At 59.3% G+C, this 20852-nt stretch carries 22 protein-coding genes and 3 pseudogenes; 9 read left to right on the top strand and 16 right to left on the bottom strand.

Going from position 1 to position 20852, the window contains the following annotated elements:
* Nucleotides 1-26: 26 nt before the first annotated feature.
* Entirely contained in the window at nucleotides 27-377 is a 351-nt protein-coding gene (locus K9B32_RS29155; protein ID WP_224565735.1) for a PPC domain-containing DNA-binding protein, read from the bottom strand.
* 220 nt (nucleotides 378-597) lie between these two features.
* Here K9B32_RS29155 and K9B32_RS29060 point away from each other — a divergent pair.
* The 4 genes and pseudogenes from K9B32_RS29060 to K9B32_RS21250 form a co-directional block, all read left to right on the top strand.
* Nucleotides 598-783 (top strand): annotated as a pseudogene (locus tag K9B32_RS29060) (ATP-dependent DNA ligase); the annotation flags it as partial.
* Nucleotides 784-957: 174 nt separating this feature from the next.
* Nucleotides 958-1431 carry an Hsp20 family protein gene (locus K9B32_RS21260; protein ID WP_224565733.1) on the top strand — a complete coding sequence of 158 codons (474 nt, stop codon included), beginning with the start codon at nucleotides 958-960 and terminating at the stop codon, nucleotides 1429-1431.
* Between the two features lie 72 nt (nucleotides 1432-1503).
* Nucleotides 1504-1803: a DUF982 domain-containing protein gene (locus K9B32_RS21255; RefSeq protein WP_224565732.1), complete on the top strand. Its 300-nt coding sequence runs from the start codon at nucleotides 1504-1506 to the stop codon at nucleotides 1801-1803.
* Nucleotides 1804-1812: 9 nt separating this feature from the next.
* On the top strand, nucleotides 1813-2091 hold the full coding sequence (locus K9B32_RS21250; RefSeq protein ID WP_224565730.1) for a hypothetical protein: 279 nt from the start codon (nucleotides 1813-1815) through the stop codon (nucleotides 2089-2091).
* Between the two features lie 137 nt (nucleotides 2092-2228).
* Here K9B32_RS21250 and K9B32_RS21245 read toward each other — a convergent pair.
* Both K9B32_RS21245 and K9B32_RS21240 read right to left on the bottom strand, forming a co-directional pair.
* Nucleotides 2229-2363, bottom strand: a pseudogene (locus K9B32_RS21245) (DNA polymerase IV); the annotation flags it as partial.
* A 12-nt stretch (nucleotides 2364-2375) separates the two neighbouring features.
* Entirely contained in the window at nucleotides 2376-2633 is a 258-nt protein-coding gene (locus K9B32_RS21240; RefSeq protein WP_224565728.1) for a hypothetical protein, read from the bottom strand.
* Nucleotides 2634-2711: 78 nt separating this feature from the next.
* On the opposite strand from K9B32_RS21240, the gene K9B32_RS21235 reads away from it, so the two are divergent.
* From K9B32_RS21235 to K9B32_RS21220, 4 genes are read left to right on the top strand one after another with little or no spacing between them, the layout of a single operon-like run.
* Entirely contained in the window at nucleotides 2712-3020 is a 309-nt protein-coding gene (locus K9B32_RS21235) for a hypothetical protein (protein ID WP_224565726.1), read from the top strand.
* A 2-nt stretch (nucleotides 3021-3022) separates the two neighbouring features.
* Complete coding sequence (ligD, locus tag K9B32_RS21230; protein ID WP_224565724.1) at nucleotides 3023-5656, top strand: DNA ligase D; 2634 nt, start codon at nucleotides 3023-3025, stop codon at nucleotides 5654-5656.
* 31 nt (nucleotides 5657-5687) lie between these two features.
* A complete protein-coding gene (locus K9B32_RS21225) occupies nucleotides 5688-6602 on the top strand; it encodes a hypothetical protein (protein ID WP_224565722.1) in 915 nt (304 codons plus the stop codon).
* A complete protein-coding gene (locus K9B32_RS21220) occupies nucleotides 6568-7086 on the top strand; it encodes a DUF4334 domain-containing protein (protein WP_224565848.1) in 519 nt (172 codons plus the stop codon). Before K9B32_RS21225 ends, K9B32_RS21220 begins: the two co-directional genes overlap by 35 nt.
* A 133-nt stretch (nucleotides 7087-7219) precedes the next feature.
* On the opposite strand, the gene ligD (K9B32_RS21215) is transcribed toward K9B32_RS21220, so the two are convergent.
* The 13 genes and pseudogenes from ligD (K9B32_RS21215) to K9B32_RS21155 form a co-directional block, all read right to left on the bottom strand.
* Nucleotides 7220-8263, bottom strand: coding sequence for a non-homologous end-joining DNA ligase (ligD, locus tag K9B32_RS21215; protein ID WP_224565720.1), 1044 nt, complete (start codon nucleotides 8261-8263; stop codon nucleotides 7220-7222).
* The gene (locus tag K9B32_RS21210; protein ID WP_224565718.1) at nucleotides 8260-8766 is read right to left on the bottom strand and encodes a transposase; all 507 of its coding nucleotides are present in this window, start codon (nucleotides 8764-8766) and stop codon (nucleotides 8260-8262) included. The genes ligD (K9B32_RS21215) and K9B32_RS21210 overlap by 4 nt, the downstream gene beginning before the upstream one ends.
* 129 nt (nucleotides 8767-8895) lie before the next feature.
* Nucleotides 8896-10797 (bottom strand): potassium transporter Kup, encoded by a 1902-nt coding sequence (locus K9B32_RS21205; protein ID WP_224565716.1) that lies wholly within the window; start codon nucleotides 10795-10797, stop codon nucleotides 8896-8898.
* Between the two features lie 714 nt (nucleotides 10798-11511).
* Nucleotides 11512-12693: an aromatic amino acid transaminase gene (locus K9B32_RS21200; RefSeq protein WP_224565715.1), complete on the bottom strand. Its 1182-nt coding sequence runs from the start codon at nucleotides 12691-12693 to the stop codon at nucleotides 11512-11514.
* Between the two features lie 60 nt (nucleotides 12694-12753).
* Complete coding sequence (locus tag K9B32_RS21195) at nucleotides 12754-13536, bottom strand: ABC transporter ATP-binding protein (RefSeq protein WP_224565713.1); 783 nt, start codon at nucleotides 13534-13536, stop codon at nucleotides 12754-12756.
* A gap of 1 nt (nucleotide 13537) precedes the next feature.
* Nucleotides 13538-14398 (bottom strand): ABC transporter permease, encoded by an 861-nt coding sequence (locus K9B32_RS21190; RefSeq protein WP_224565711.1) that lies wholly within the window; start codon nucleotides 14396-14398, stop codon nucleotides 13538-13540.
* A gap of 24 nt (nucleotides 14399-14422) precedes the next feature.
* Nucleotides 14423-15439, bottom strand: coding sequence for an ABC transporter substrate-binding protein (locus tag K9B32_RS21185; protein ID WP_224565709.1), 1017 nt, complete (start codon nucleotides 15437-15439; stop codon nucleotides 14423-14425).
* A gap of 131 nt (nucleotides 15440-15570) precedes the next feature.
* Nucleotides 15571-15711, bottom strand: a pseudogene (locus tag K9B32_RS21180) (alpha-hydroxy-acid oxidizing protein); the annotation flags it as partial.
* Nucleotides 15712-15825: 114 nt separating this feature from the next.
* Entirely contained in the window at nucleotides 15826-16557 is a 732-nt protein-coding gene (gene hutC, locus K9B32_RS21175) for a histidine utilization repressor (RefSeq protein WP_224565707.1), read from the bottom strand.
* A 36-nt stretch (nucleotides 16558-16593) separates the two neighbouring features.
* Nucleotides 16594-17607 (bottom strand): zinc-dependent alcohol dehydrogenase, encoded by a 1014-nt coding sequence (locus K9B32_RS21170; RefSeq protein WP_224565705.1) that lies wholly within the window; start codon nucleotides 17605-17607, stop codon nucleotides 16594-16596.
* A 4-nt stretch (nucleotides 17608-17611) separates the two neighbouring features.
* Nucleotides 17612-18940 carry a histidinol dehydrogenase gene (gene hisD, locus K9B32_RS21165; RefSeq protein ID WP_224565703.1) on the bottom strand — a complete coding sequence of 443 codons (1329 nt, stop codon included), beginning with the start codon at nucleotides 18938-18940 and terminating at the stop codon, nucleotides 17612-17614.
* A 282-nt stretch (nucleotides 18941-19222) separates the two neighbouring features.
* Nucleotides 19223-19993: an SDR family NAD(P)-dependent oxidoreductase gene (locus tag K9B32_RS21160; protein ID WP_224565701.1), complete on the bottom strand. Its 771-nt coding sequence runs from the start codon at nucleotides 19991-19993 to the stop codon at nucleotides 19223-19225.
* A gap of 175 nt (nucleotides 19994-20168) precedes the next feature.
* Nucleotides 20169-20450, bottom strand: a complete 282-nt coding sequence (locus K9B32_RS21155; RefSeq protein WP_224565699.1) for a hypothetical protein — start codon at nucleotides 20448-20450, stop codon at nucleotides 20169-20171.
* A gap of 257 nt (nucleotides 20451-20707) precedes the next feature.
* Between K9B32_RS21155 and K9B32_RS21150 the strand changes: the two genes are divergently transcribed.
* Entirely contained in the window at nucleotides 20708-20845 is a 138-nt protein-coding gene (locus K9B32_RS21150) for a hypothetical protein (protein WP_224565697.1), read from the top strand.
* The last annotated feature ends 7 nt before the right edge of the window (nucleotides 20846-20852 follow it).

The following is a 20852-nucleotide window of genomic DNA, read 5'->3' as shown; positions in this document are numbered from 1 at the left end:
CGAGGCAGCGCAGCCAGCCTTGTGTCTCAACCGAACGGACCAAGTAGCAGGACGTTGGCGCCGATCGACGCGTCGACGATCCGTTCAAGCCGGTCTGGTAGGGTCATCACGTGGATCTCCATCGAACCACGCCCGACCTCCAGCGCCAACAGGTGACCGCCGATCGCTGCGAAGGACGAATTGCCTGCGGTTGCGTGCAGGTGCGGCAGCGGCTTTCCATTCTTCCAGGCAAGCGAGCCCGTCAAGTTGGTCACCTCAAGGTTTTCGTAGCTCTTCGGACTATATTCGCGGGCTTCGAAATCAAAGAAGCCGAAGGTGATCCGACCCGCGAACCCAAAACCAGAAAGCATGGCCGAAGGTATGTCTTCGCCGACCATCAGCGTTCCGAGGCGAGGGGCGTCGCTGGGCGCTGATCTGTTGGCATTGATGGACAGCCGATCGATCGAAAAGGCGCTTCTTGGAGGATACGACTGGAGCGGTCGAGGCGCCTGTATTGTCACCGCTTTGTGCCCGGAAAGGGTGCTTGGGCTAACATCCAGGACATCGCCTGCGCGGCCGAATTCGGGTTCGCCGGACAAGAGGCGCGCGACTGGTACCAAGTCTGCCTCGCCGCGGGGCGCCATCGGCAGCCTACTGCTTGCGGCTCGTCGCGGCCATGTCTTCGGCCAGCCGACGCTGATTGCCGAGATCGAATTCCGGAGCTGGACCGACGACGGCGATCTGCGTTACGCATCCCACAAAGGCTTGCGCGAAGTTCAGGATAATGCGGCCGTTTATGAGTAGGAACGAGCTGGTGGAAGAAGCCGAAAACGAGCAAATTTTTTTCTGCCGCTACTCTTGAATCCGAAATTCTCAAAAACCAAATCGATTGCCGCCAGCTGCTGAATGAGGGCTGGCCTTGCTGGAAGCGCCGCTTTCGGCGCTTCCATATCCATGTTGCTCAAGGAGGATATGGCTATGGCAACATCTTACGACTATGCACCGCTCTACCGTTCGAGCGTCGGCTTCGACCGGGTTTTCAATCTTCTGGAAAACGCCCAGCGCGCCCGGTCGATCAGCGACTGGCCGCCCTATGACATTGTCAAGACTGGTGACGACACCTACCGGATTTCGATCGCGGTGGCGGGCTTCACCCAGGACGAACTCGACATCACCTTCCAATCCAATCTACTGACGGTCACCGGCAAGAAGCAGGAAGCGGCTGCCGAGGGCTACCTGCATCGCGGCATTGCCGGCCGGCCGTTCGAGCACCGGTTCGAACTCGCCGACCATGTCAGAGTGAACCGGGCGGACCTCAGCAACGGACTCCTGTCGATCGATCTGGTTCGGGAGATCCCCGAGGCACTGAAGCCGCGCAAGATCTCGATCGAGAGCGCTCCTGCTTCGATGTCTGCTGCTCCCGCGCAGATCGAAGCGCACAAGGCGGCTTAACCTGCATTACGCTCAACAAGGGCGCCGTCACGACGGCGCCCATCAACATTCCGGGTTGGGAAGGAGAGAGCGATGAAACCCGATATGTTTAGACAGCCTGTTTCCATTCTCGTCGGCCTTGGCTTCCCAGCAGAGGTTCGCAGCGTCATGGATGCCTACCGGCATCTTTCCGAGTGGCCGACGTCACTCAGGGACAGCGCGCATGCGATTGCCCTCAAGGCCTGCAGTGCGGCACTGCGTGGCGAGATTGAGGCGGAAACCGCGCGTGGCCTGTTTGCGGCCTTCGCCGAGAAACACGATCTGCTGGCGCCGGAAACCAATATGATCGCGGCCTCACGCCTACGGCGTGACCCGGATCCACACGTACAGTGAGGTGGTCCGATGACGCACGACATGTTGCAGCAGGCGGCTAGCAACGCCATGGCGATGGGGCCAGCGGTCTTGCTTCAGGGTATGCAGCTTCAGCGGCCAATCGATGTGGTGAGAGCCCCGGCTCTTTCCGCCGATGATAAGCGAACGATCCTCGCGGCCTGGGCCTCCGACTTTTACGCTATCGATTCCAAGCCGGCCCTCCGGCAGGTGCCGGGAGTGCCAGAGCCGATTTCGATCGATGAGGTACAGTCCGCGCTGAAAGAACTCGATCGGCGCTATGGTATCTGACGGACGCGCGTTCAAGCGGCCTGCTTCAACGATTTGACGAGCCGCTGGATCGCCTGTTCGAGGGAACGCTGCCAATGATCTTGCTAGGCGCTCGCCGCATCCCACGGCAGGCTTTTTCGTTTTCGGCGCCTTTCCTGCTACAGGTTGAGATCGAGTTGCGGCTGCCCCTCGGTCGCGTCGCTGGTCTGATCGTTGGTCAGCGACGAGAGGGTGACGCCGAGCAGGCGCACGGACCGCTTGAAGGGATAGACGGTTGTCGGAAGTCCGGATGCGTGTCGAACACGTCAGTCATCCATCGCTCGTAGTGTTTCTCGATCGCGCTCAGCGCGATGTTGGCCAGCAACGGGGAGATGATCCCACCCTGCGGCGTGCGCACCCGTGCGCAGGAATTGGTCCTGCGCCAGGACACCAGCCTTCAGCAACGGCCCCACCAAACCCGTCATCCGCCGGTCGCCACGCATGCGTTGCGTCGGCATCTGAAATTTCGCGCCGAAACAAAAAGAGAACATAGCAGCCTTCGACGCGATATCAATCGGATTCATTGCGCCTTGGCCTCGCAGTCGAAACTACCAGCCGTCGGAGGCGTTGTTATCCTCAGGAGATCAATCAGGAGACAGCCAATGGCGGACGACAGCACCACGACGATCAGAGCGACATTTGAAACCCGAGAAGCGGCTGATCTTGCCGTCGAACACCTGGTTCAGCAGCACGGCATCTCAAGGCCCGACATCTTCGTTCAGTCGGCAGGCGACAGGAACACTGCAGGATCTGCGCCATCGGGCGGGGATGCGACTCATGAGGAGGGCGCCCGTCGCGACGCGCCGCTCGCCGGCGAGATCGAGGTTTCGGTGGACATCGCATCCAGCCAGGTCGCTGCCGTCCAGCGCAGTCTCGGCGACGCCGGCGCGCTTGGTTTATCGAGTCGCTGAGTATGGCCGACAGTCTCTCGAAATATCGCGCCAAGCGTGATTTCCAGAAGACCAGCGAACCGAGTGGGGAGGCACACGTCAAACCGTCGAACCGCCGCCGGTTCGTGATCCAGAAGCACGATGCGACCCGACTTCACTATGACCTGAGGCTCGAGCTCGATGGTGTCTTCAAGTCCTGGGCGGTGACCAAGGGGCCATCGCTCGATCCGCACGACAAGCGGCTCGCCGTCGAAGTGGAAGATCATCCCCTCGACTATGGCGATTTCGAAGGCACCATCCCCAAGGGCCAATATGGCGGCGGCACGGTGATGCTGTGGGATCGCGGCTACTGGGAGCCGGAAGGTCGCAAGTCTCCTGAACATGCCCTGAAGAACGGAGACTTCAAGTTTACGTTGGACGGCAAGCGCCTGCATGGCAGTTTCGTCCTGGTCCGGATGCGCAACGACCGCGATGGCGGCAAGCGAACCAACTGGCTGCTGATCAAACATCACGACGATCATTCCGTCGAAGAGAACGGCGCGGCGATCCTGGAGAAGAACGCGACCTCTGTCGCCTCCGGTCGCAGCATGGATCAGATTGCCGCGGGTAAGGGGCGCAGGCCAAGACCGTTCATGATGGCGAATGCGGCTGTGGAGGCCGACGCGGTCTGGGACAGCAAGCATGGGCTGGCGGCCGACGAGCGGAAGAAGTCACGCAAGGATGTTGCGACCTCCACCGCCGCCGACCTGCCGGATTTCATCGACCCACAACTTTGCGAGAAGGTTGCTCGGCCGCCGGCGGGTAACGATTGGCTGCACGAAATCAAGTTCGATGGTTACCGCATCCAGATGCGTGTCGCCGATGGTTCGGTGACGCTGAAGACCCGCAAAGGCCTCGACTGGACGGCGAAATATCCCGAGATTGCCGAGGCCGCCTCGCAACTCCCCGACTGCATCATCGACGGCGAAATCTGCGCGCTCGACCAAAATGGCGCGCCGGATTTTGCCGCACTGCAGGCCGCGCTTTCGGAGGGCAAGACCGGCGATCTCGTCTATTTCGCATTTGACCTGCTGTTCGACGGCGGCGAGGATTTGCGGTCGATGCGATTGGTCGAGCGGAAGGAGCGGCTGCAAAATCTAATTGCCGAGTCAAGCGACAATTCCCGCATCCGCTTCGTCGAGCATTTCGAATCCGGTGGCGACGCAGTGTTGCGGTCCGCCTGCAAGCTGCATCTCGAAGGCGTTATCTCGAAGCAGATGGATGCGCCTTACCGATCAGGCCGCACCGACACCTGGGCGAAGTCGAAATGCCGCGCTGGCCATGAGGTGGTGATCGGCGGCTACGCCAAGACCAATGGCAGCTTCCGGTCTCTGCTGGTCGGCGTTCACCGCGGGGATCATTTCGTTTATGTCGGTCGTGTCGGAACCGGCTACGGCGCCAAGAAAGTCGAGATGCTACTTCCGAAACTGAAGGCGCACGAGACGGCAAGATCGCCGTTCACCGGTATCGGTGCTCCGAAGAAGCAGGCCGAAGTTGTCTGGGTGAAGCCCGAGCTCGTCGCCGAAATCGAATTTGAAGGATGGACCGCAGACGGCCTCGTACGCCAGGCAGCCTTCAAGGGACTGCGCGAGGACAAGCCGGCGAAAGAGGTCGAGGCCGAGAGGCCGGCATCGCCTGCCACGACAGATGCCGCTGAACCTGCTCCGACTGCCAAGTCCAAACCTGTCCGGCGCAAAGGCGCCAAGGCCGAGGTCATGGGCGTCCTCATCTCCAATCCGGACAAGCCGCTGTGGCCGGACGCGGGCGATGGAGAGCCTGTCACCAAGGAGGATCTTGCCCGCTACCACGAAGCCGTCGGCTCTTGGCTCATCGATCACCTCAAGGGCAGGCCTTGTTCGATCATCCGTGCGCCGGATGGTATTGGCGGGGAGCAGTTCTTCCAGCGCCATGCGATGCCCGGCACATCGAACCTTCTCGAACTGGTGAAGGTCTTCGGTGACAAGAAGCCGTATCTGCAAGTAGATCGAATCGAGGGGCTCGCGGCGATTGCGCAGATCGGCGGTATCGAACTGCATCCGTGGAATTGCGAGCCAGGACTGCCGGAAGTGCCCGGCCGGCTGGTGTTCGACCTCGATCCCGGCCCCGACGTGCCGTTTTCGACTGTTGTCGCGGCCGCGCGTGAGATGCACGACCGGCTGGTGGAGCTCGGCCTCGTCAGCTTCTGCAAGACCACCGGCGGCAAGGGACTGCATGTCGTAACCCCGCTTGCCGTCAACAAGCGCAAGCCGCTCACGTGGGCTGAGGCCAAAGGATTTGCGCACGATGTCTGCCAACAGATGGCGCGCGACAATCCCGACCTCTATCTCATCAAGATGAGCAAGAGCCTTCGAGGCGGGAGGATCTTTCTCGATTATCTCCGCAACGACCGTATGGCCACCGCCGTGGCGCCACTGTCACCGCGCGCACGGTCCGGTGCCACGGTGTCAATGCCGCTTAACTGGACGCAGCTGAAGTCCGATCTCGACCCGAAGCGGTTTACGGTGCGAACAGTCCCTGCACTTCTTACGAAAACCTCCGCCTGGCAGGACTATTGTGATGGCGAGCGACCGCTTGAGCAGGCGATCAAGCGCCTCGGAAAATCAAAACGGGCAGCGTGATCATCCATGGGTGGCTGCCAGGTGATGTCGCATGGACGAGCAAACGAAGGACACATCCGACCGGCCGCCGCGTGAAGGCGCAACCACTGACCTGCCGCATGACCGGATAACGGTAGAGCGATTTCGGCAGGCATTCCCGCGTGCGCGGTGGAGCGACCGCCTGAATGCCTGGTTCGTGCCCGGCCGCACCGCCGAGAAGCGCATCGGCCGCTGGATGGCCGAGTTGGAAGCCGGGGCCGATAGATTCGCCGACGAGAAGGGTAGGGACGCCTTTACGTTCGAGCCGATCAAGAGCCGGTATCTCGAGGCCGCGCCCGCGTTCCTGCAGATCCGGACGCCTTATTCGCCCAGCGTCGTCAACGAGATCCGGGAAATCCCCTACGCGCGCTGGGATGCTGATCGCCGCCTCTGGACTGTTCCATATCGTTCGCTCGATGAGCTCCGGCAACGATGGCCAGCGATCGAGGCGGCGGCAGAGCGGAATGAGCCGGAAGCACGCCGCGCAAGGCGCGAGGCGATCAAGGGGACAGAGGAAGACGAAGCGTCCAAGGCAAGAACAAGGGAGCGGCGGCGAAAACGCTATCCGGTCCCCGCCGAGGACGGGCCGCCGTTCGAGCGCGCGATTGGAACGCATGTCGGGGTGGTCTTCTTCATAGGCACGGACGGCGAATTGGCGGATCGGGCGACGGTTAGCGCCTTCTACTTTCCCGCAGCGAATAGCGAAGAATTTGTCTGGGCATCCTGGCGAACAGGCACATTGGAAGAATTGGTGACGACCTGGCCGGCACGCACGCCACCGGACCAAGACGAACTCAAGCGCGGCTGGTGGATGCCTGATCTGGAGGAGTTGCGGATTGCGCGGCGCGACGCCAAATCCAGGCGGCGGGCCAGCGAGCGCAAGCAGAAGGACAATTCTTCCGGTGGGAGAACAGCAGACCACCCTTGAGGCGTTTCGACGCCTGCCGCCGATCGGACCGCGCGACCTCGTCGGCCTATGGAAAGGACGCGGCATTCCGGCCGGTCATCCGTTCGACGGTGTGCTTGAAAATCTCGGCTGGTACGGCAAGCGGTTCAGGCCGGACATGCGGGCGGACGCCTTGCTGTTTCACGCAAGTGAGCAGCGCCTGGTCGCGATCGATCCGAAAAGGATACCGCTCCGCCTGGCGCTTCGTTTCCATGGGGTTGGCAGGACCCGCGTTGCCCGCAACCTGTTTTTCTATCTGCAGCGTCGACTTCGGGCGAGGGGGCCGGTCGCCTCCCTGAAGACAATCGTGTTTGGCGGTGTCGAGAGTGCGGCGATGGTCTATGACGACCAGCCGATCGTCGATCACCTTCGCCGGATGGACGAGGACAGGGTCATGGGAGCGATGACGATCAGCGGCGACGAGCGGATCTATTTCTTCGAACTCGATCGCGTCAATGAGCCTTGAAAACCGGACGGTCGGACATCATCTATCGGCCATCACCCGTTTTGATGACCGCTTTGTCGAGCAGCTTGGCTGCCGCACACGGTCGTCCGGGTCCGACAGGGCGCTCCCCGCAAGGGTCGAGCGCCCTGTCTTTTTAACCGGTCGGCTTGTCGCTCATGTCGAAGACCGTGGCATTGTCCTGAACCTCGCGCAGGCCCTTGTAGGATGCGTGTCGCAAATTGCCGTCATGTGTCCATCCACGAAATTCGATCTCTGCGATCAATGTCGGCTGGGCGAAGACCAGGTTCTTGCCCTTGAGCGGTACCGCCGGCCTAGTGGTCTTCAGCTTGTCGAGCGTGATGCGAAGGCCCTCGGCATCCTTTGTATTGAAGCCGGTGCCGACCGAGCCGACATAGATCCAGTCATGTCCCTTGCGGCCGGCAAGAAGTAGGCTGCCGATCCCACCGCGCGCAACCGTCGACTGCTCATAGCCGATGATCATGAAGCTTTCGCTCTGGACGCATTTGATCTTCAGCCAGTCGCCGGTGCGGCCGGAACGATAAGGCTGATCCCGGTGCTTGGCGATGATACCTTCGAGCCCGAGGGAGCAGGCATGTGCCAGAAGTGCCGTTCCATCGCCATGCACTTCCTCCGACAGCTGGATTGCGCCGGTGACGCCATCGAGAAAGTCCTCGAGCAGATGCCGGCGGACGGAGAGTTCGGTTCCTGTCAGGTCATGACCGTCGAAATACAAAAGATCGAAAGCGAAGAACACCGATTCCGTCGACGAACGCTTGCCGCCCCGTCCACCGAGCGAGCGCTGCAGCGCCCCGAAATCCGATCGACCCTCTTTGTCCAGGACCACCGCCTCCCCATCGAGGATGGCGGTGCCTACACCCAGCTTTCGGGCTGCCTCAGCGATCGCCGGAAAGCGATGCGTCCAATCATGGCCGCCGCGTGTGATGATCCGCACACCCTTTGGCTCGATGTGAATTGCCAAGCGGTAACCGTCCCACTTCACTTCGAACGCCCAACCCACGCCTTTGGGAGGGGCGGTCTTCAGAAGCGCAAGACATGGCTCCACGCGCGCGGGCATCGGATCAAACGGAAGATTGGGTTGCGCCGGATCGCGCGGCTTGGCTGGTTTGGACTTAAGAACCTGGTCGTCCTGAAGCAATGGTTTGGCTCGGCGGCTCATCTGCCCGCCCGCTTCTCGGCTGCGACCGATTTCTTTAGCGCGTCCATGATATTGACAACGTTGTTTGGTGGCGATGATAGCGCGGATTTGCCCTTGGCTTTGGCGGGCTGCTTCAACGCTTTCTTCTTGGCGGCGATAATGTCGAGAAGCCGCTCCTGGACCGGGTCAGCGACCATTTTCGGGCTCCAGTCCTTCGTCTGCTTTTTGATCAACTGCTGGACGAGCGGCATCATCTCAGGATCGGCCTCTTCGTCAGCGATCGCCTCGAAATAGCTATCCTCATCGCGGACCTCGTCCCCATAGCGCAGCGTCCAGAGAACGATACCTTTGCCGCGTGGCTCGATCATGACGGCGCGCCATAAACGGATCTGCGCAGGATAAATGTCATGGCGACGAGCGACATCACCAATGCGAACGCCGGGCTGATCCGTTTCCGCCAATATCTCCAGCTTCGCTTCCTTCGACCACCGCCGCCTACGCTCAACGCCGGAAATGCGAGCCATGCCAACCTCTCAGATCTGATATTAGTGTCAGCACCAATGCTGGTTCTAATGCCAGAACATCGCCTAACTGGCTCGTTCAGCAAAATCCGCTCACCGGACGCTCACGACATCGTCGCAGTCCACAAACAGTCAGATGACAGTTTGAAGCCCGAGTTCCACTACTCTGCCACTGGGAAGGCCGAAGTAATCGGTGGCGTTGCCTGCGTTCTGCGCGAGAACGATGAACAGCCGATCCTGCCAGAAGGGCATTCCGCCTTTCTTCGAAGGAAGGATGGTCCGGCGTGACAGGAAGAACGACGTCGACATGATGTCGAACTTCAGTCCGAGGTTCCGCACAAGCACCAAGGCGCGCGGAATGTTCGGCGTCTCCATGTATCCGAACGTAATCACCAGTCGGCTGAACAGAGGACTGAAACTCTCGAGAAAGATCTTCTCCTCGTCAGGTACGAACGGCTCCGTCGCGGTGACGACGCTGAGGATGACATTGTGCTCGTGGAGGACCTTGTAGTGCTTCAGGCTGTGCAGCAACGCTGTGGGCGCGCCTTCGACGTCGCTCGTCAGAAAGACGGCCGTTCCGGGCACAGTCGGAGGCGGCTTCTTGGCAAGCCTGTGGATGATCCCCTCGAGCGGAACTTCATCGGCACGCGTCCGGGCGGCCAACAGTCGGCGTCCCGCCATCCACGTCTGCATGATAAGGCCCATGGCGCATGCCACGGTGACCGGAACCCATCCTCCCTCAGGAAACTTGGCGATATTCGCGACGAAGAACCCGGCGTCAATGAGAAAGAGCGGGATGATGATGGCTGCAGTGGTCGCGGTCATCCATTTCCAGATGTGCTTCATCACGACGAAGAGTAGGACGCTGGTGATGAGCATCTCGCCCGTAACCGCGATACCGTATGCGGCAGAAAGTCCGCTCGAACTCCTGAAATACAGAACGAGTGCTACGACGAATACGAAAAGGAACGCGTTCACTTGCGGCATGAAGATCTGACCGGAGTGTGTTTCCGAGGTGTGCAGGATCTGGAGACGCGGTAGCAAGCTGAGGTGCATGGCCTGACGAACAAGGGAATATGCCCCCGAGATCACTGCTTGGCTCGCAATGACCGTGGCCGCGGTTGCCATACACACGATCGGCACCCGCGCCCATTCCGGATGCATGTCAAAAAAGGGATGTTGCGTCATATCCGGGTTCGCAAGCACGAACGCGCCCTGTCCGAAGTAGTTCAGAAGCAGGCAGGGGAAGACGAGAAAAAACCATGCCGTCACGATTGGCCGTCGGCCGAAATGGCCCAGGTCGACATAGAGCGCCTCCGCCCCCGTGACCGCAAGAAACACTGCTCCGAGGACAGCGATCGCGTGCCCGACATTGCTCGAGGCATATAGAATGCCATGAAGCGGGTTGATGGCGCTGAAGATTTCTAAGTCGTCGAGAATATGGATGCCGCCGCTTATTCCGAGAATCAGAAACCAGACTGCCATGATGGGGCCGAACACCGATGCAACCCCGCCTGTCCCGAAGCGCTGTACGAAGAACAGCATGGCAATGATGGTGACGGTGATCGGCACGATCCATCCGGAGAGGCCAGGGGCGACGACCTGGATCCCTTCGACGGCGGACAACACGGAGATTGCAGGCGTTATGATCGCGTCGCCGAGAAACAGGGAAGCGCCTGCGACGCCCAGAACGAGGATCCATGCTGGCTTCCCAACGAAACTCTGGTGTGCAAGCGTCATTAAGGAGAGCGTCCCGCCTTCGCCTCGATTGTCGGCCCTCAGAACGAACGTTACGTACTTCACGGTGACGACGATCGTCAGAGCCCATACAATCAGCGAAAGAATGCCAAGCACGTTCTCCCGGTGCGATCCCGATCCTGCTGTCGCATGCAGAGCCTCGCGAAACGCATAGAGCGGGCTGGTCCCGATATCGCCGTAAACGACACCAAGTGCTGCCAAAACCAAAGCGGGTAACCCGCTTCGTGTCTCAATCGCCAGTTCCGGGTCTTCGGATCGGAGTTGCGGATAGGTCACCGGGCAGTCCTGATGGGAGTGAGTAACTTTTCGAGGTTACGGTAATGATCTCGTTGAACGTTCGACAGTTCGATTGGTTCGAAGGGGTGAACCACACCGCTACTTGAGCCGTCATTGTCTCCGGCCGGCGCAGAATCTTGCTTGCCTTGCGGTCCAATGCCTACCAAATGCTCGGAGCGTTAGCTCGGGGCATATCGCAAGTGCAAGAACGTGAAAGCCGGTCGCCATGGTACCAATAAACTCGTGCTCCTTGGCGCTTCGCCCACCAAGGTTGCGCAATACCATACCACAGAGGTTCGCGCTATTGCACAGAACCTACGCCAGAATGTTTGATTTTCAGGTACTTAAGTCGGGTTGATCGCGTGACGCCGGTTCAACTCCCGCACGAGCAAGGATCAAAACAAGTTCACCTTCTAGCTCCGAAAAATTTTTGCTCCGTAGCTGCCCCTCAATCCGAACTTGGCGGTTGAATGACGCATACCTTTTTCGGGATCGGTAGCCATCTGCGATCAAGTGGCAGAATCAGTTAGGTTCTCAAAATCCTCAACGATATGGAGAGTCTGAACTTCAAATCTACTTAAGACGATCCTCGCTTTCAGAGCTCGTTGCCACGATATCGAATGGAGTTGACGCTTCAATTTGCTGAGGTATCCGTTCTAATCAGCAGAATAGGCGCCATACCTTCATCAACTGAGCTGGCAAAAGGTCTTAGGCTCAGAGCACCGAAACAACAGCCTTGGCGAGGTCGTCGAGCCGATCCTCTCTGAGGCCAGCGACGTTGAAGCGGGAATCGCTGACCATATAAATGCCGAACTCGTCCCGCAGCCGATCGACCTGCGTTTCGGTCAGGCCGAGCCGCGAGAACATGCCCCGGTGATCGGCAATAAAGTCGAAGCGAGAGGAGTTTGACTGGCGACGGAGCGCCTCGGCAAAACCCTTGCGCAGATTGAGCATGCGAAGCCGCATGGTATCGAGCTCGGACTTCCAGTCGGCGCGCAGCGCATCGTCCTCGAGGATAATGCGGACGGCGGCGGCGGCATGGTCCGGCGGCATGGAATAGAGCACGCGAGTGGTAGCGAGCGCCTGACTGCCGGCGATCTTTACGCTTTCTGCGTTCTTGCCCATCAGGATAACGGCCCCGACGCGGTCGCGGTAGACCGAAAAATTCTTCGAGCAAGAGGTGGCGACAGCCATTTCCGGCACCCTGCTTGCGAGTAGGCGAACGGCGGCGGCGTCTTCCTCCAAACCGTTGCCGAAGCCTTGATAGGCAAGATCGACGAAAGGGAAAAGATCACGTTCGACGAGAAGTTCCGCGACCCGACCCCACTGCTCGATCGTCAAATTGGCGCCGGTCGGGTTGTGGCAGCAGCCATGCAGTAGGATGATGTCGCCGGCCTTCGCCTGCTTCAATCCCTCGAGCATGGCATCGGCCCTCACCGTGCCGCTGACTGGATCGAAATAGGGATAGGTCGCGGTTTTGAAGCCTGCAGCCCTCAGGATCGGCACATGATTCACCCAGGTCGGATCGGAGAGCCAGACGGTGGCGTCAGGCCGGGCCTTTACAAGCAGGTCGGCGATCGTGCGGAGCGCGCCCGAGCCGCCCGCTGTCTGGCAGGCGAACATGCGCGAGAGATCGGCCTTCTCGCCAAAGACCAGCTTCAGCATGGCCTTGTTGAAACCTTCATCGCCTGCCATGCCGACATAGGTCTTGGTCGTCTGGCTTTCATAAAGGCGCTTCTCGGCGTCACGCACGGCCCGCATGATGACGGTCGCGCCCTGCGAATCCTTGTAGACGCCGACGCCGAGATCCATTTTCGTCGGCCGTGCGTCATTTTTGTACAGAACCGAGAGGCTGAGGATCTTGTCCGGCGGCGCGGCAGTGAGGGTTTCGAACATGGCTTTTCCTTTGAATTGAGGTCAAATGCGAGCTGCTTCAGCCGCCCCGCATTGACGGAGTCAATGTTCCAATTCGCTTCGCGATCCGGCGCGGATTGCGGCAAGCACCTGCTTTTGAAGGGTAACGAATTCCGACGTCGAAATCATGTCCTGGCTCCGTGGACGGGCGAGCCCGACGTGGAAGGTCGCGTTGATGCGTCCCGGATTGATACTCATCGCAACGATCCGGTCGGACAGATAGACGGCCTCTTCCACGTCGTGGGTGACGAAGAGAACGGTCAGCCGATGCTCTTCCCAGATCTGCGTAAGGAGTTCCTGCATCTGGTGTCGGGTCAACGCGTCAAGTGCGCCGAACGGCTCATCCATCAATAGCATTTTCGGGCGATAGGAAAGGGCACGTGCAATGGCGACGCGCTGCTTCATCCCGCCCGACAGTTGCGACGGAAATGCATCGGCGAACTTGGTGAGCTTCACCAGTTCAATGTGGTGACGGGCGACATCCCGGCACTCGGCTGTCGGTAGTCCGGCCGCCTGCAGGGCAAATTCCACATTCTGTTGTGCACTAAGCCACGGCAGCAGTGTGTAGGATTGGAAGACAACGCCGCGATCGAGCCCTGGGCCGACGATCGGCGCACCGTCCGTCAAAAGAACGCCATTGTCGAAGCCCTGAAGTCCAGCCACGATAGACAGCAGCGTACTCTTGCCGCAGCCGGATGCGCCGACCAGGGAGACGAACTCGTTGTCGGCGAGTTCCAGGTCGATACTGCTGAGGGCATGAACGCGGTTCTTCCTGCCACCATACCACTTGTCGAGCCCCTCAATCTTAAGTTTGGATTCGCTCATCTCAATGCCTCGAAGCGTAACGGAAGAAGACACGCTCGAGGGCCTTCATGCTCTGGTCTGTGATCAGACCGAGCAAGCCAAGGAGCAAGATGTAACCAATGATCGTCTGCGTCTGAAAATATCGCTGAGAGACGACGATGCGATAGCCGAGGCCGGATGTCGCCGCGACAAGTTCTGCCAGCACAAGCCAGGTCCAGGCCCAGCCAAGGCTGATGCGCAGCGTGTCCCAGATGCCGGGGAGAGCGGACGGCAGGACGATGCGGCGCAAGATCTTGGTCTCCGACATGCCGAGCGTGCGGCCTAGTCCGACGAAGTCGGTTGGCACACGCTTGACGCTGTCCATGACCATCAGGACCTGCTGGAAGAAGGTTCCGATAAAGATGATGACGAACTTTTGGATATCGCTTGTGCCGGCCCACAGAATGGTCAGCGGAACAAAGGCGACGACTGGCATATAGCGGACGAAGTCCACGAAGGGCTCGATGGCCGCTTCCCAGGTCTTGAAACAGCCGATCATGATCCCGATCGGGATCGCCAGGGCCGATGCAATAAGAAAACCGACGAGCATGCGATAGATGCTGATACCCGCATCGGTCCACAGCGTGCCATCCATCGCCAGTTCTACCATTTTTACCCACACCGCTCCAGGCGAGGGCAGGAAAATCGGTTTCACCCAGCCGGTGACGGTGGCAACCCACCACACGGCGAAGAGCAGGGCAAAAACAGCAACCGCAATCAGAAAAAACGACTGACCGCTGATCGGATCCCCGATCCGAAAGGCACCGGGTGGTCTACCGACGCCCGCGCGCGATTGCGCGCGGGGCCTTTCCTTCGGTGTCGACGACAATTCTGAGCTAGACATTACGGTCCCGTTGGTGGCCAGAGGTCACTTGTTCGCTGCATCGACAAACGATGTGTCGATCATGGCGTCGGCGGAAACGTCCTGGGTCACGAGGCCGGCTGTTTTGGCCGCCTTCAGAACGTCGGCGAAGGTCTTGGTCTTGAAGTCACCGGCAAAGGCCTTGGCCGCTTCAGCAGAGGTATAGTATTGGACGCCGTCGAAGGCCGTTTTCAGATCATCCGGGGAGGCGCCCACGGCCTTCGAGATGATGGTGCGGTCCTCCTCGGTATTGGCCTTGTAGTCGGCCAGAGCCGCATCCCAGGCCTTGATCATGGCGAGCACCTGCCCAGGCTTCTGCTTCAGCACCTCCTCGCGAACGACGAGGACGTCCGAGACAAGGCCCGGATCCTTGCCGGCTTCAAAAAGCAGCTTGATATTCTTGTCCTGGGCCAGCGCCGTTGAAATGTAAGGCTCGTAGGTGACAGCAACGGGAACACGGCCTGCAATCAATGCCGTTCCGGCATCAGCTGCGGGCATTGGCACACGGACGATATCGTTGATCGTCATGCCGTTGCTTGCAAGCGCGTAGTTCAGCAGGATGTCGCTTGTCGTGCCTTCCTCGAAGGCGATGTTCTTACCCTTGAGGTCAGCGACGCTCTTGATGTCGCTTCCGGCAAGGATTGCGTCCGCCTTCAGGCTGAAATCGAGAAGTGAGACGATCTTCACCGGCAGGCCGGCGGCGACCATGCCCATGGCGGTGTGCGTGGCGATATTGGCAGCGTCGAGCTGACCGCTGGCAAGTGCTGCGTTGATGTCTTTGTCTTCGCTGAAGTTGACAAGCTCGACATCCTCAAGGCCGGCTTTCTTGAACAGGTCCTTGCTGGCGGCGACGTGCCACTGACCGTAACCGAGCCATGGCTCGATGCCGATCTTGAAGGTGCCCGGCTCCGGCTTGGATGGGATTTGATCCTGAGCGCCGGCCTGTGCGATAGCGAGGACGCCAACAATCCCAAGCGCGATCGCTGCGCGGGAAAACTGCTTGCTGATGGATTTGTAGTTCATTGGGAACCCCTCTTTTGATGATTTCATGGATCACATAGCTCGCATTTTCTGAAACTATACGCCCAACCATGAAGGTCATGGTGGACGGATATCGTGTGTGGGTGGTTATCTCCTTTCACCGGCGTTAGTGGTCACTGTTTGAATATAAGGTGCGAGCCAGGTTCCTTTAGGTCGGCGATCGAGCTCACGCCCATCAAAACCAAGGTAATCGAGAACTCGCGACGCAATGTCTCGATCGCACGGTCGACGCCGGCCTGGCCTGGAGCTGCACGACCGTAAGCACAGGCTCACTGCCGTCGCGCTTCTTGGCTTTTTCCCGGATGGCTGCGGTCCGGCTGTTAGGCTGCCCCATAATTTCTCTCACTCCTGGAATGACGCGAAGATTTTCATTTTTTGGGCGGCAAGTATCTGCTGCCGAGCGAGTAGCGGCTGCCGACATAGGTGAAGGTATTGACCGTTGCGATCGCTTGCCCCGTCCATGTTTTTCGGTTGAGGACCAGGCAGCTGTCGCGCTCACGAATGTGCAGGAGGCGTGCATGTCTCTCAGTCGCCGGGATGGCGCTGATGAGATGCTCGACTTCGGTGAGCGGCGTGCTGTGCTGAAGGTAATCATAGGTGCCGATGGAGGTGAAATCCTGATCGAGATAGTTCTTTACCAGCTCTGTATTGACGTACCGCTCCTCAAGTTGAACAGGGACGGCATTTTCGTAGTGAACGACCAGCGAGTGATCAATGGGGCAAAGCTTCTTGAACTCGAACGCGTCCAATAGCATTTGATCCGGCCGCTCGATCCGCTCGAGCAGGATCACCTCCGCGCGGTGTTGGCTTCCACGCGCTTTGATCTCGGTGATGATGTTGCTGATCTCGATGAGGGTCGATTGCGCCTTGGGAGGCGACACGAATGTCCCGACGCCCTGGACCCTACGCAGATAGCCTTCGGCCGTCAGTTCACGAAGCGCGCGATGGACCGTCATGCGAGAAACGCCGAGCGAAGACGTCAACTCGTGCTCGGACGGAAGCTTCTCGTTCTGTGGCCAGTTGCCGTTTCCGATATTGTCGAGGACGAAGCCCTTGACCTTTTCGTAGAGCGGCAGCGCGGTGTTTGAAAGACCGGGCAATTTCTATCTCCGTCTCACGCCGAGGCGTGTGCTTGATCAATCTGCTATTCGAATGATCGTTTTTAATTTGGTTGAGCGACCATCGATCAGTCGGCGGTACGCATCAGCAACTTCGTCGAGTGAATCCAGGATCTCGCTAAATTGCAGAAGTGAGGACTGCAGCTTTGGCAACAGCGCAATGGCGTCGGCGAGTTCGCCTTCAAAGGCATGGCAGCCAACCAGAGAAATCTCGCGCTCGACGAGGACATTGGGATCCAGATCCAGCTTTTCGTGACTGATGCCAACGAGAGCGAAGGCGCCGCCCCCGTCCAGCAGTTCGATTCCTTGCGCGATGGCTTTTGTACTTCCCGTTGCATCCACCGCGTAACGCAGTCGCGCGTCGCCGAGCGCAGTCCTTGCTTGCGACTTATCCAGCGCGACCACCGATCCTCCGCAAATCGCGGCCACCATCTCGGCACGGCTGCCATTCAAATCCGCAAACAACAACTTCCCATCGTGGAGATGTGAAAGCAGCAAACCGCACAGACCGCCTATCGTCCCGCAGCCGACTAGGAGAATCGCCTCGCCTTGGGGTGGGTTAAGCCGTCGTATCGCATGAAGGGCGACGGCCAAAGGTTCGGCCATGGCCGCCGCTGCAGGATCAAGTGACGGCTCGTGCTTGAAAACCAGACGAGCGGGTAGTTGGGCCTGCTCCGCAAATCCTCCGTCGCATACCTCGCCGACGAAGCCGAGATGTTCGCAGATATTGGTGCGGCCTGATCTGCATGCTTCACATTGACCACAGTAAAAGCGGGAGTCAGCTGCGACGAGGTCACCGATCGCGAGACCTTCGACGTCCTCACCGATTGCGGAGACGCGACCGCAGAACTCGTGTCCAGCGGTGGATGGACGCCTGCTGATCCACTGGCCGGTTCTGTAGTTGTGAAGGTCAGAGCCGCAGATGCCCACGGCGCGAACATCGATCGTCACGTAACCTGCCGGGGGCGACAGAAGTCTGTCGACTTCTTCGACCCTGAGATCAAGCGCGTCGTAAAGGCGGACCGCCTTCATCCTATCAACCCCGCTTTGGCAGGTAGTTGTCGCGGACCGCCGAGACCGCATGCGCGTGAGATGAGAATCCTTCATACTCCGCAAGCGTATGAGCACGCTTCGCAAACTCGGGGTAGGCCGACGCTGTCACGTAGCCGATCGAACTGCGCTTCACAAAATCGGTCACCGATAGCGGGCCGAACGTGCGCGCCCAGCGGCTCGTTGGCAGCACGGCATTCGGACCGAGGCAGAAATTGGCGATGCTGACAGGCGTATGCGGACCCATGAGGATTTCCGCAGCCTCGGTGATGTGACCGAGATGGGCGAAGGGATCCTGCGACAGGATTTCGAGATGCTCGGGCGCGTAGGCGTTGACGAAGTCGTAGCTTTCCTCGATCGAGGAGGTGAGGATGATCCCACCGCATTTGCCCGAAAGGACAGCGCTCGAGAACTGAACCCTCTGTTCGGTCATACGTGCCCAATGCTCAGGCAGAGCGGCGAGGGCCTCCTCGGCCACGCGGCGGCTATGGGTCACGAGATAGGCGGAAGAGTCGGGACCATGCTCGGCCTCGATCAGGAGATCGAGCGCGGCAAGGCCGCCATGGACAGTGTCGTCCGCGAAAATGATCGCTTCCGAAGGGCCAGCAGGCAGGCCGGTGTCGATGATGCCTGACAGGCTCCGCTTGGCTGCGACCACCCAAGGGCTTCCCGGCCCAACGATCTTCAGTGCCGGCTTGATCGTTTCCGTCCCGTAGGCAACCGCTGCGACTGCCTGAGCGCCGCCTACCTTGTAGACAGTTTGCACGCCGGCCAGACGCGCTGCCACGAGTGTTGCGGCGTCCACGCTACCGTCCGGGGCAGGCGGAGTGACGATCGCAAGGTTCGGAACACCTGCCACGACGGCCGGGACGGAGGTCATCATCGTGACCGACGGAAACGAACCTTTGCCGCGCGGAACATAGAGGGCGGCGGACTTGATCGGGGTGAAACGGTCGCCGGCAAAGGCGCCTGGCTTGATCTCCTTCAGCCACATGGCTTCAGGCTTCTGCTCTTCATGAAAATGACGAATATTCTCGATGCCGAAGGTGATGGCCTCGATCACATCCTCGCTAACGAGTTTGAAGGCGGCGTCGAATTCTGCTTCCGTTGCCTTGATCGTTGCTTCTGTAATATTTGCCTTGTCGAGGTCACGGCCGAAGCGGGCCACGGCGCGGTCACCCTCGGTGCGAACGGCCTCAAGGATTGGTGCCACTTTCTCGATGAAACCGGAGATGTCTGTTTCGGACCGTCGCAAGAGCGCGGCCTTCTCATCCGGTCCAAGATTGGAATATTCATGAAAAGTGACTTCGGTCATTGCTCATATCCTTCTTGGCGCACAGAGGCGCACAGCCGCAGTCGTCCGCGCGCTGACGGCACGACGATCCAAGTTGCCCACAGGTCATGCGGGAACGCACCGCAAGTCGGTGGCCACCGGCGCAATACCCTGCAAGCTATTCGTGCGAGGACGCCGGATATGGCTATCCGGCAAATTCCCAGGAAGTCGAAGACTTCGTTCCCGTTTTTTATTGTCTAGAGTTGTCTATACATCTATAGACAATATGATCATTCGTGTGCTGTCAAGCGTCATCTTCCGTTTCTAGATCGACGCCAAATAACCGCCGTCGACAGGAATGCATTGGCCGGTAATGTACGCCGATGCGCCACTTGCGAGGAAGACGACGGCGCCGCCGATGTCGGAACCATCGCCGAACCGTTTTTGTGGGATCTTGTCCAGCATTTTGGCCGACCAGCCCTGGTTCTGATAAAAACCCTCGGTCATCGCTGTGCGGAAATAGCCCGGTGCCACTGCATTCACGCGGATGCCCAGCGGCGCCCATTCGGCCGAAAGCGCTCGGGTCATACCGAGCAGTCCCGACTTCGAGGAGCCATAGGGCACAGCGGTCGGGATGCCGATATAGGAGGTAAGTGAGCAAAGGTTTATGATGCTTCCGCCCCGAGGCTGTTTTGACATCCGCCGCGCTGCGCCTTGCGACCAGAAGAACGCGCCCTTGAGGTTGGTGCCGATGATCTTGTCCCAGATCTGTTCATCGACGTCGAGCGAGGGGGATACCTGTTCATAGCCGGCATTGTTGACAAGGATATCGACTTCGCCAGTGATGTTTTCGAACTTGCTTAGCGTTTCGTCGATGGACGAGATGTCTGTCACATCCTGGGCGCTCGTGATGCAGGTCCTGCCAAGGGCCTCGATCCTCCCTTTGGTTTCGCTTAGCGAATTTTGATCGCGCGCCGTAACGCAAACATCGGCACCCGCTTCGGCAAGCGCCAGCGCAATCCATTGGCCCAGGCCGCGGCTCGCACCGGTCACAACTGCCACTCTTCCTGCCAGATCGAACATCGTATTGGCCATGATGATCCCCTTGCTTTTGCAGGATAGAACCACCGTCCAACAATAATGTCTATACATGTATTGACAAAAAGAGGGATAGCGAAGCCGCAATGCCTGATGATTCCAGCCTGATAGGTCTTGGACATGTTGGACAACATTGCAGGCGGACGGCTGGCGATGCGGATCGGAGCCACGTTCAGCCAATCCTGCAACAACGCATGGAAGCGCGCCGAGCGTAACCTTTGCGGTGAATCAGCGGCAATTCGATGATATTGGGCAGGAATCGTTCGTCCATCAGCCGGACATAGACACCGGACACTGAAGCGAGATTGACCGTGCCTTTCGGGTCGGAAAGAACCCCGCGCCGGCCGGCTATCGGATCCAGCGTCAGCATCAGATTTGCAGCCAGGTGATCGCGTTGATCAAACACGATATGGCCGATGCCATTGGCCTGCGCAGCGGCAATGGCGCGCGCCACGGGCGCCTCGTCCGGGATACCCAGGATCAGGATCATGGGGCAAGGTCAAGCGTCATGACGTACTCAACTTGATGACCATTTGGGTAGGCGTATCTGACTGATGTCCGCTGAACACGCAGGGAAATCCCCGCGTTTGAGCATGGGGCAAAGGACTTCCCTTCTTGTCCTGCATGTGCTGTCAGAACAGCTCCAGACTACGCCAGTCTGCTGGGATCCAAAGTCTCAAAGAAATCTAGGGGCGGTTCAGAAGACTGCGCATGCGCAGCGAAGCTGTCGAGAACCCTACCCGTCGTCAACGGTGCGTTCTGCAATGGCAGATCGACGTCGGAGCGATGGAGGCCGCAGCGACGGCCGAAAATGCCGAGGCCGCCGCCGCAGCGGCGACCTGGCCGTAGACAGAAC

This window comes from Rhizobium sp. 3T7 (assembly GCF_020166565.1).
Lineage (GTDB): Bacteria > Pseudomonadota > Alphaproteobacteria > Rhizobiales > Rhizobiaceae > Rhizobium.
The sequence above is the reverse complement of the archived record's forward strand: the minus strand, read 5'-3'. Positions and strand labels throughout refer to the sequence as shown.

Excerpts from the sequence above, each read along its gene's own strand:
- K9B32_RS21170 (WP_224565705.1), bottom strand. The coding sequence starts at position 17,607 with ATGAAGGCGGTCCGCCTTTACGACGCGCTTGATCTCAGGGTCGAAGAA.
- K9B32_RS21255 (WP_224565732.1), top strand. The coding sequence starts at position 1,504 with ATGAAACCCGATATGTTTAGACAGCCTGTTTCCATTCTCGTCGGCCTT.
- hisD (WP_224565703.1), bottom strand. The coding sequence starts at position 18,940 with ATGACCGAAGTCACTTTTCATGAATATTCCAATCTTGGACCGGATGAG.
- K9B32_RS21185 (WP_224565709.1), bottom strand. The coding sequence starts at position 15,439 with ATGAACTACAAATCCATCAGCAAGCAGTTTTCCCGCGCAGCGATCGCG.
- K9B32_RS21200 (WP_224565715.1), bottom strand. The coding sequence starts at position 12,693 with ATGTTCGAAACCCTCACTGCCGCGCCGCCGGACAAGATCCTCAGCCTC.
- K9B32_RS21240 (WP_224565728.1), bottom strand. The coding sequence starts at position 2,633 with ATGAATCCGATTGATATCGCGTCGAAGGCTGCTATGTTCTCTTTTTGT.
- K9B32_RS21225 (WP_224565722.1), top strand. The coding sequence starts at position 5,688 with ATGGACGAGCAAACGAAGGACACATCCGACCGGCCGCCGCGTGAAGGC.
- K9B32_RS21195 (WP_224565713.1), bottom strand. The coding sequence starts at position 13,536 with ATGAGCGAATCCAAACTTAAGATTGAGGGGCTCGACAAGTGGTATGGT.
- ligD (WP_224565720.1), bottom strand. The coding sequence starts at position 8,263 with ATGAGCCGCCGAGCCAAACCATTGCTTCAGGACGACCAGGTTCTTAAG.
- K9B32_RS21150 (WP_224565697.1), top strand. The coding sequence starts at position 20,708 with ATGCGCAGCGAAGCTGTCGAGAACCCTACCCGTCGTCAACGGTGCGTT.
- K9B32_RS21190 (WP_224565711.1), bottom strand. The coding sequence starts at position 14,398 with ATGTCTAGCTCAGAATTGTCGTCGACACCGAAGGAAAGGCCCCGCGCG.
- K9B32_RS21250 (WP_224565730.1), top strand. The coding sequence starts at position 1,813 with ATGACGCACGACATGTTGCAGCAGGCGGCTAGCAACGCCATGGCGATG.
- K9B32_RS21160 (WP_224565701.1), bottom strand. The coding sequence starts at position 19,993 with ATGGCCAATACGATGTTCGATCTGGCAGGAAGAGTGGCAGTTGTGACC.
- K9B32_RS21235 (WP_224565726.1), top strand. The coding sequence starts at position 2,712 with ATGGCGGACGACAGCACCACGACGATCAGAGCGACATTTGAAACCCGA.
- ligD (WP_224565724.1), top strand. The coding sequence starts at position 3,023 with ATGGCCGACAGTCTCTCGAAATATCGCGCCAAGCGTGATTTCCAGAAG.
- K9B32_RS29155 (WP_224565735.1), bottom strand. The coding sequence starts at position 377 with ATGGTCGGCGAAGACATACCTTCGGCCATGCTTTCTGGTTTTGGGTTC.
- K9B32_RS21210 (WP_224565718.1), bottom strand. The coding sequence starts at position 8,766 with ATGGCTCGCATTTCCGGCGTTGAGCGTAGGCGGCGGTGGTCGAAGGAA.
- K9B32_RS21260 (WP_224565733.1), top strand. The coding sequence starts at position 958 with ATGGCAACATCTTACGACTATGCACCGCTCTACCGTTCGAGCGTCGGC.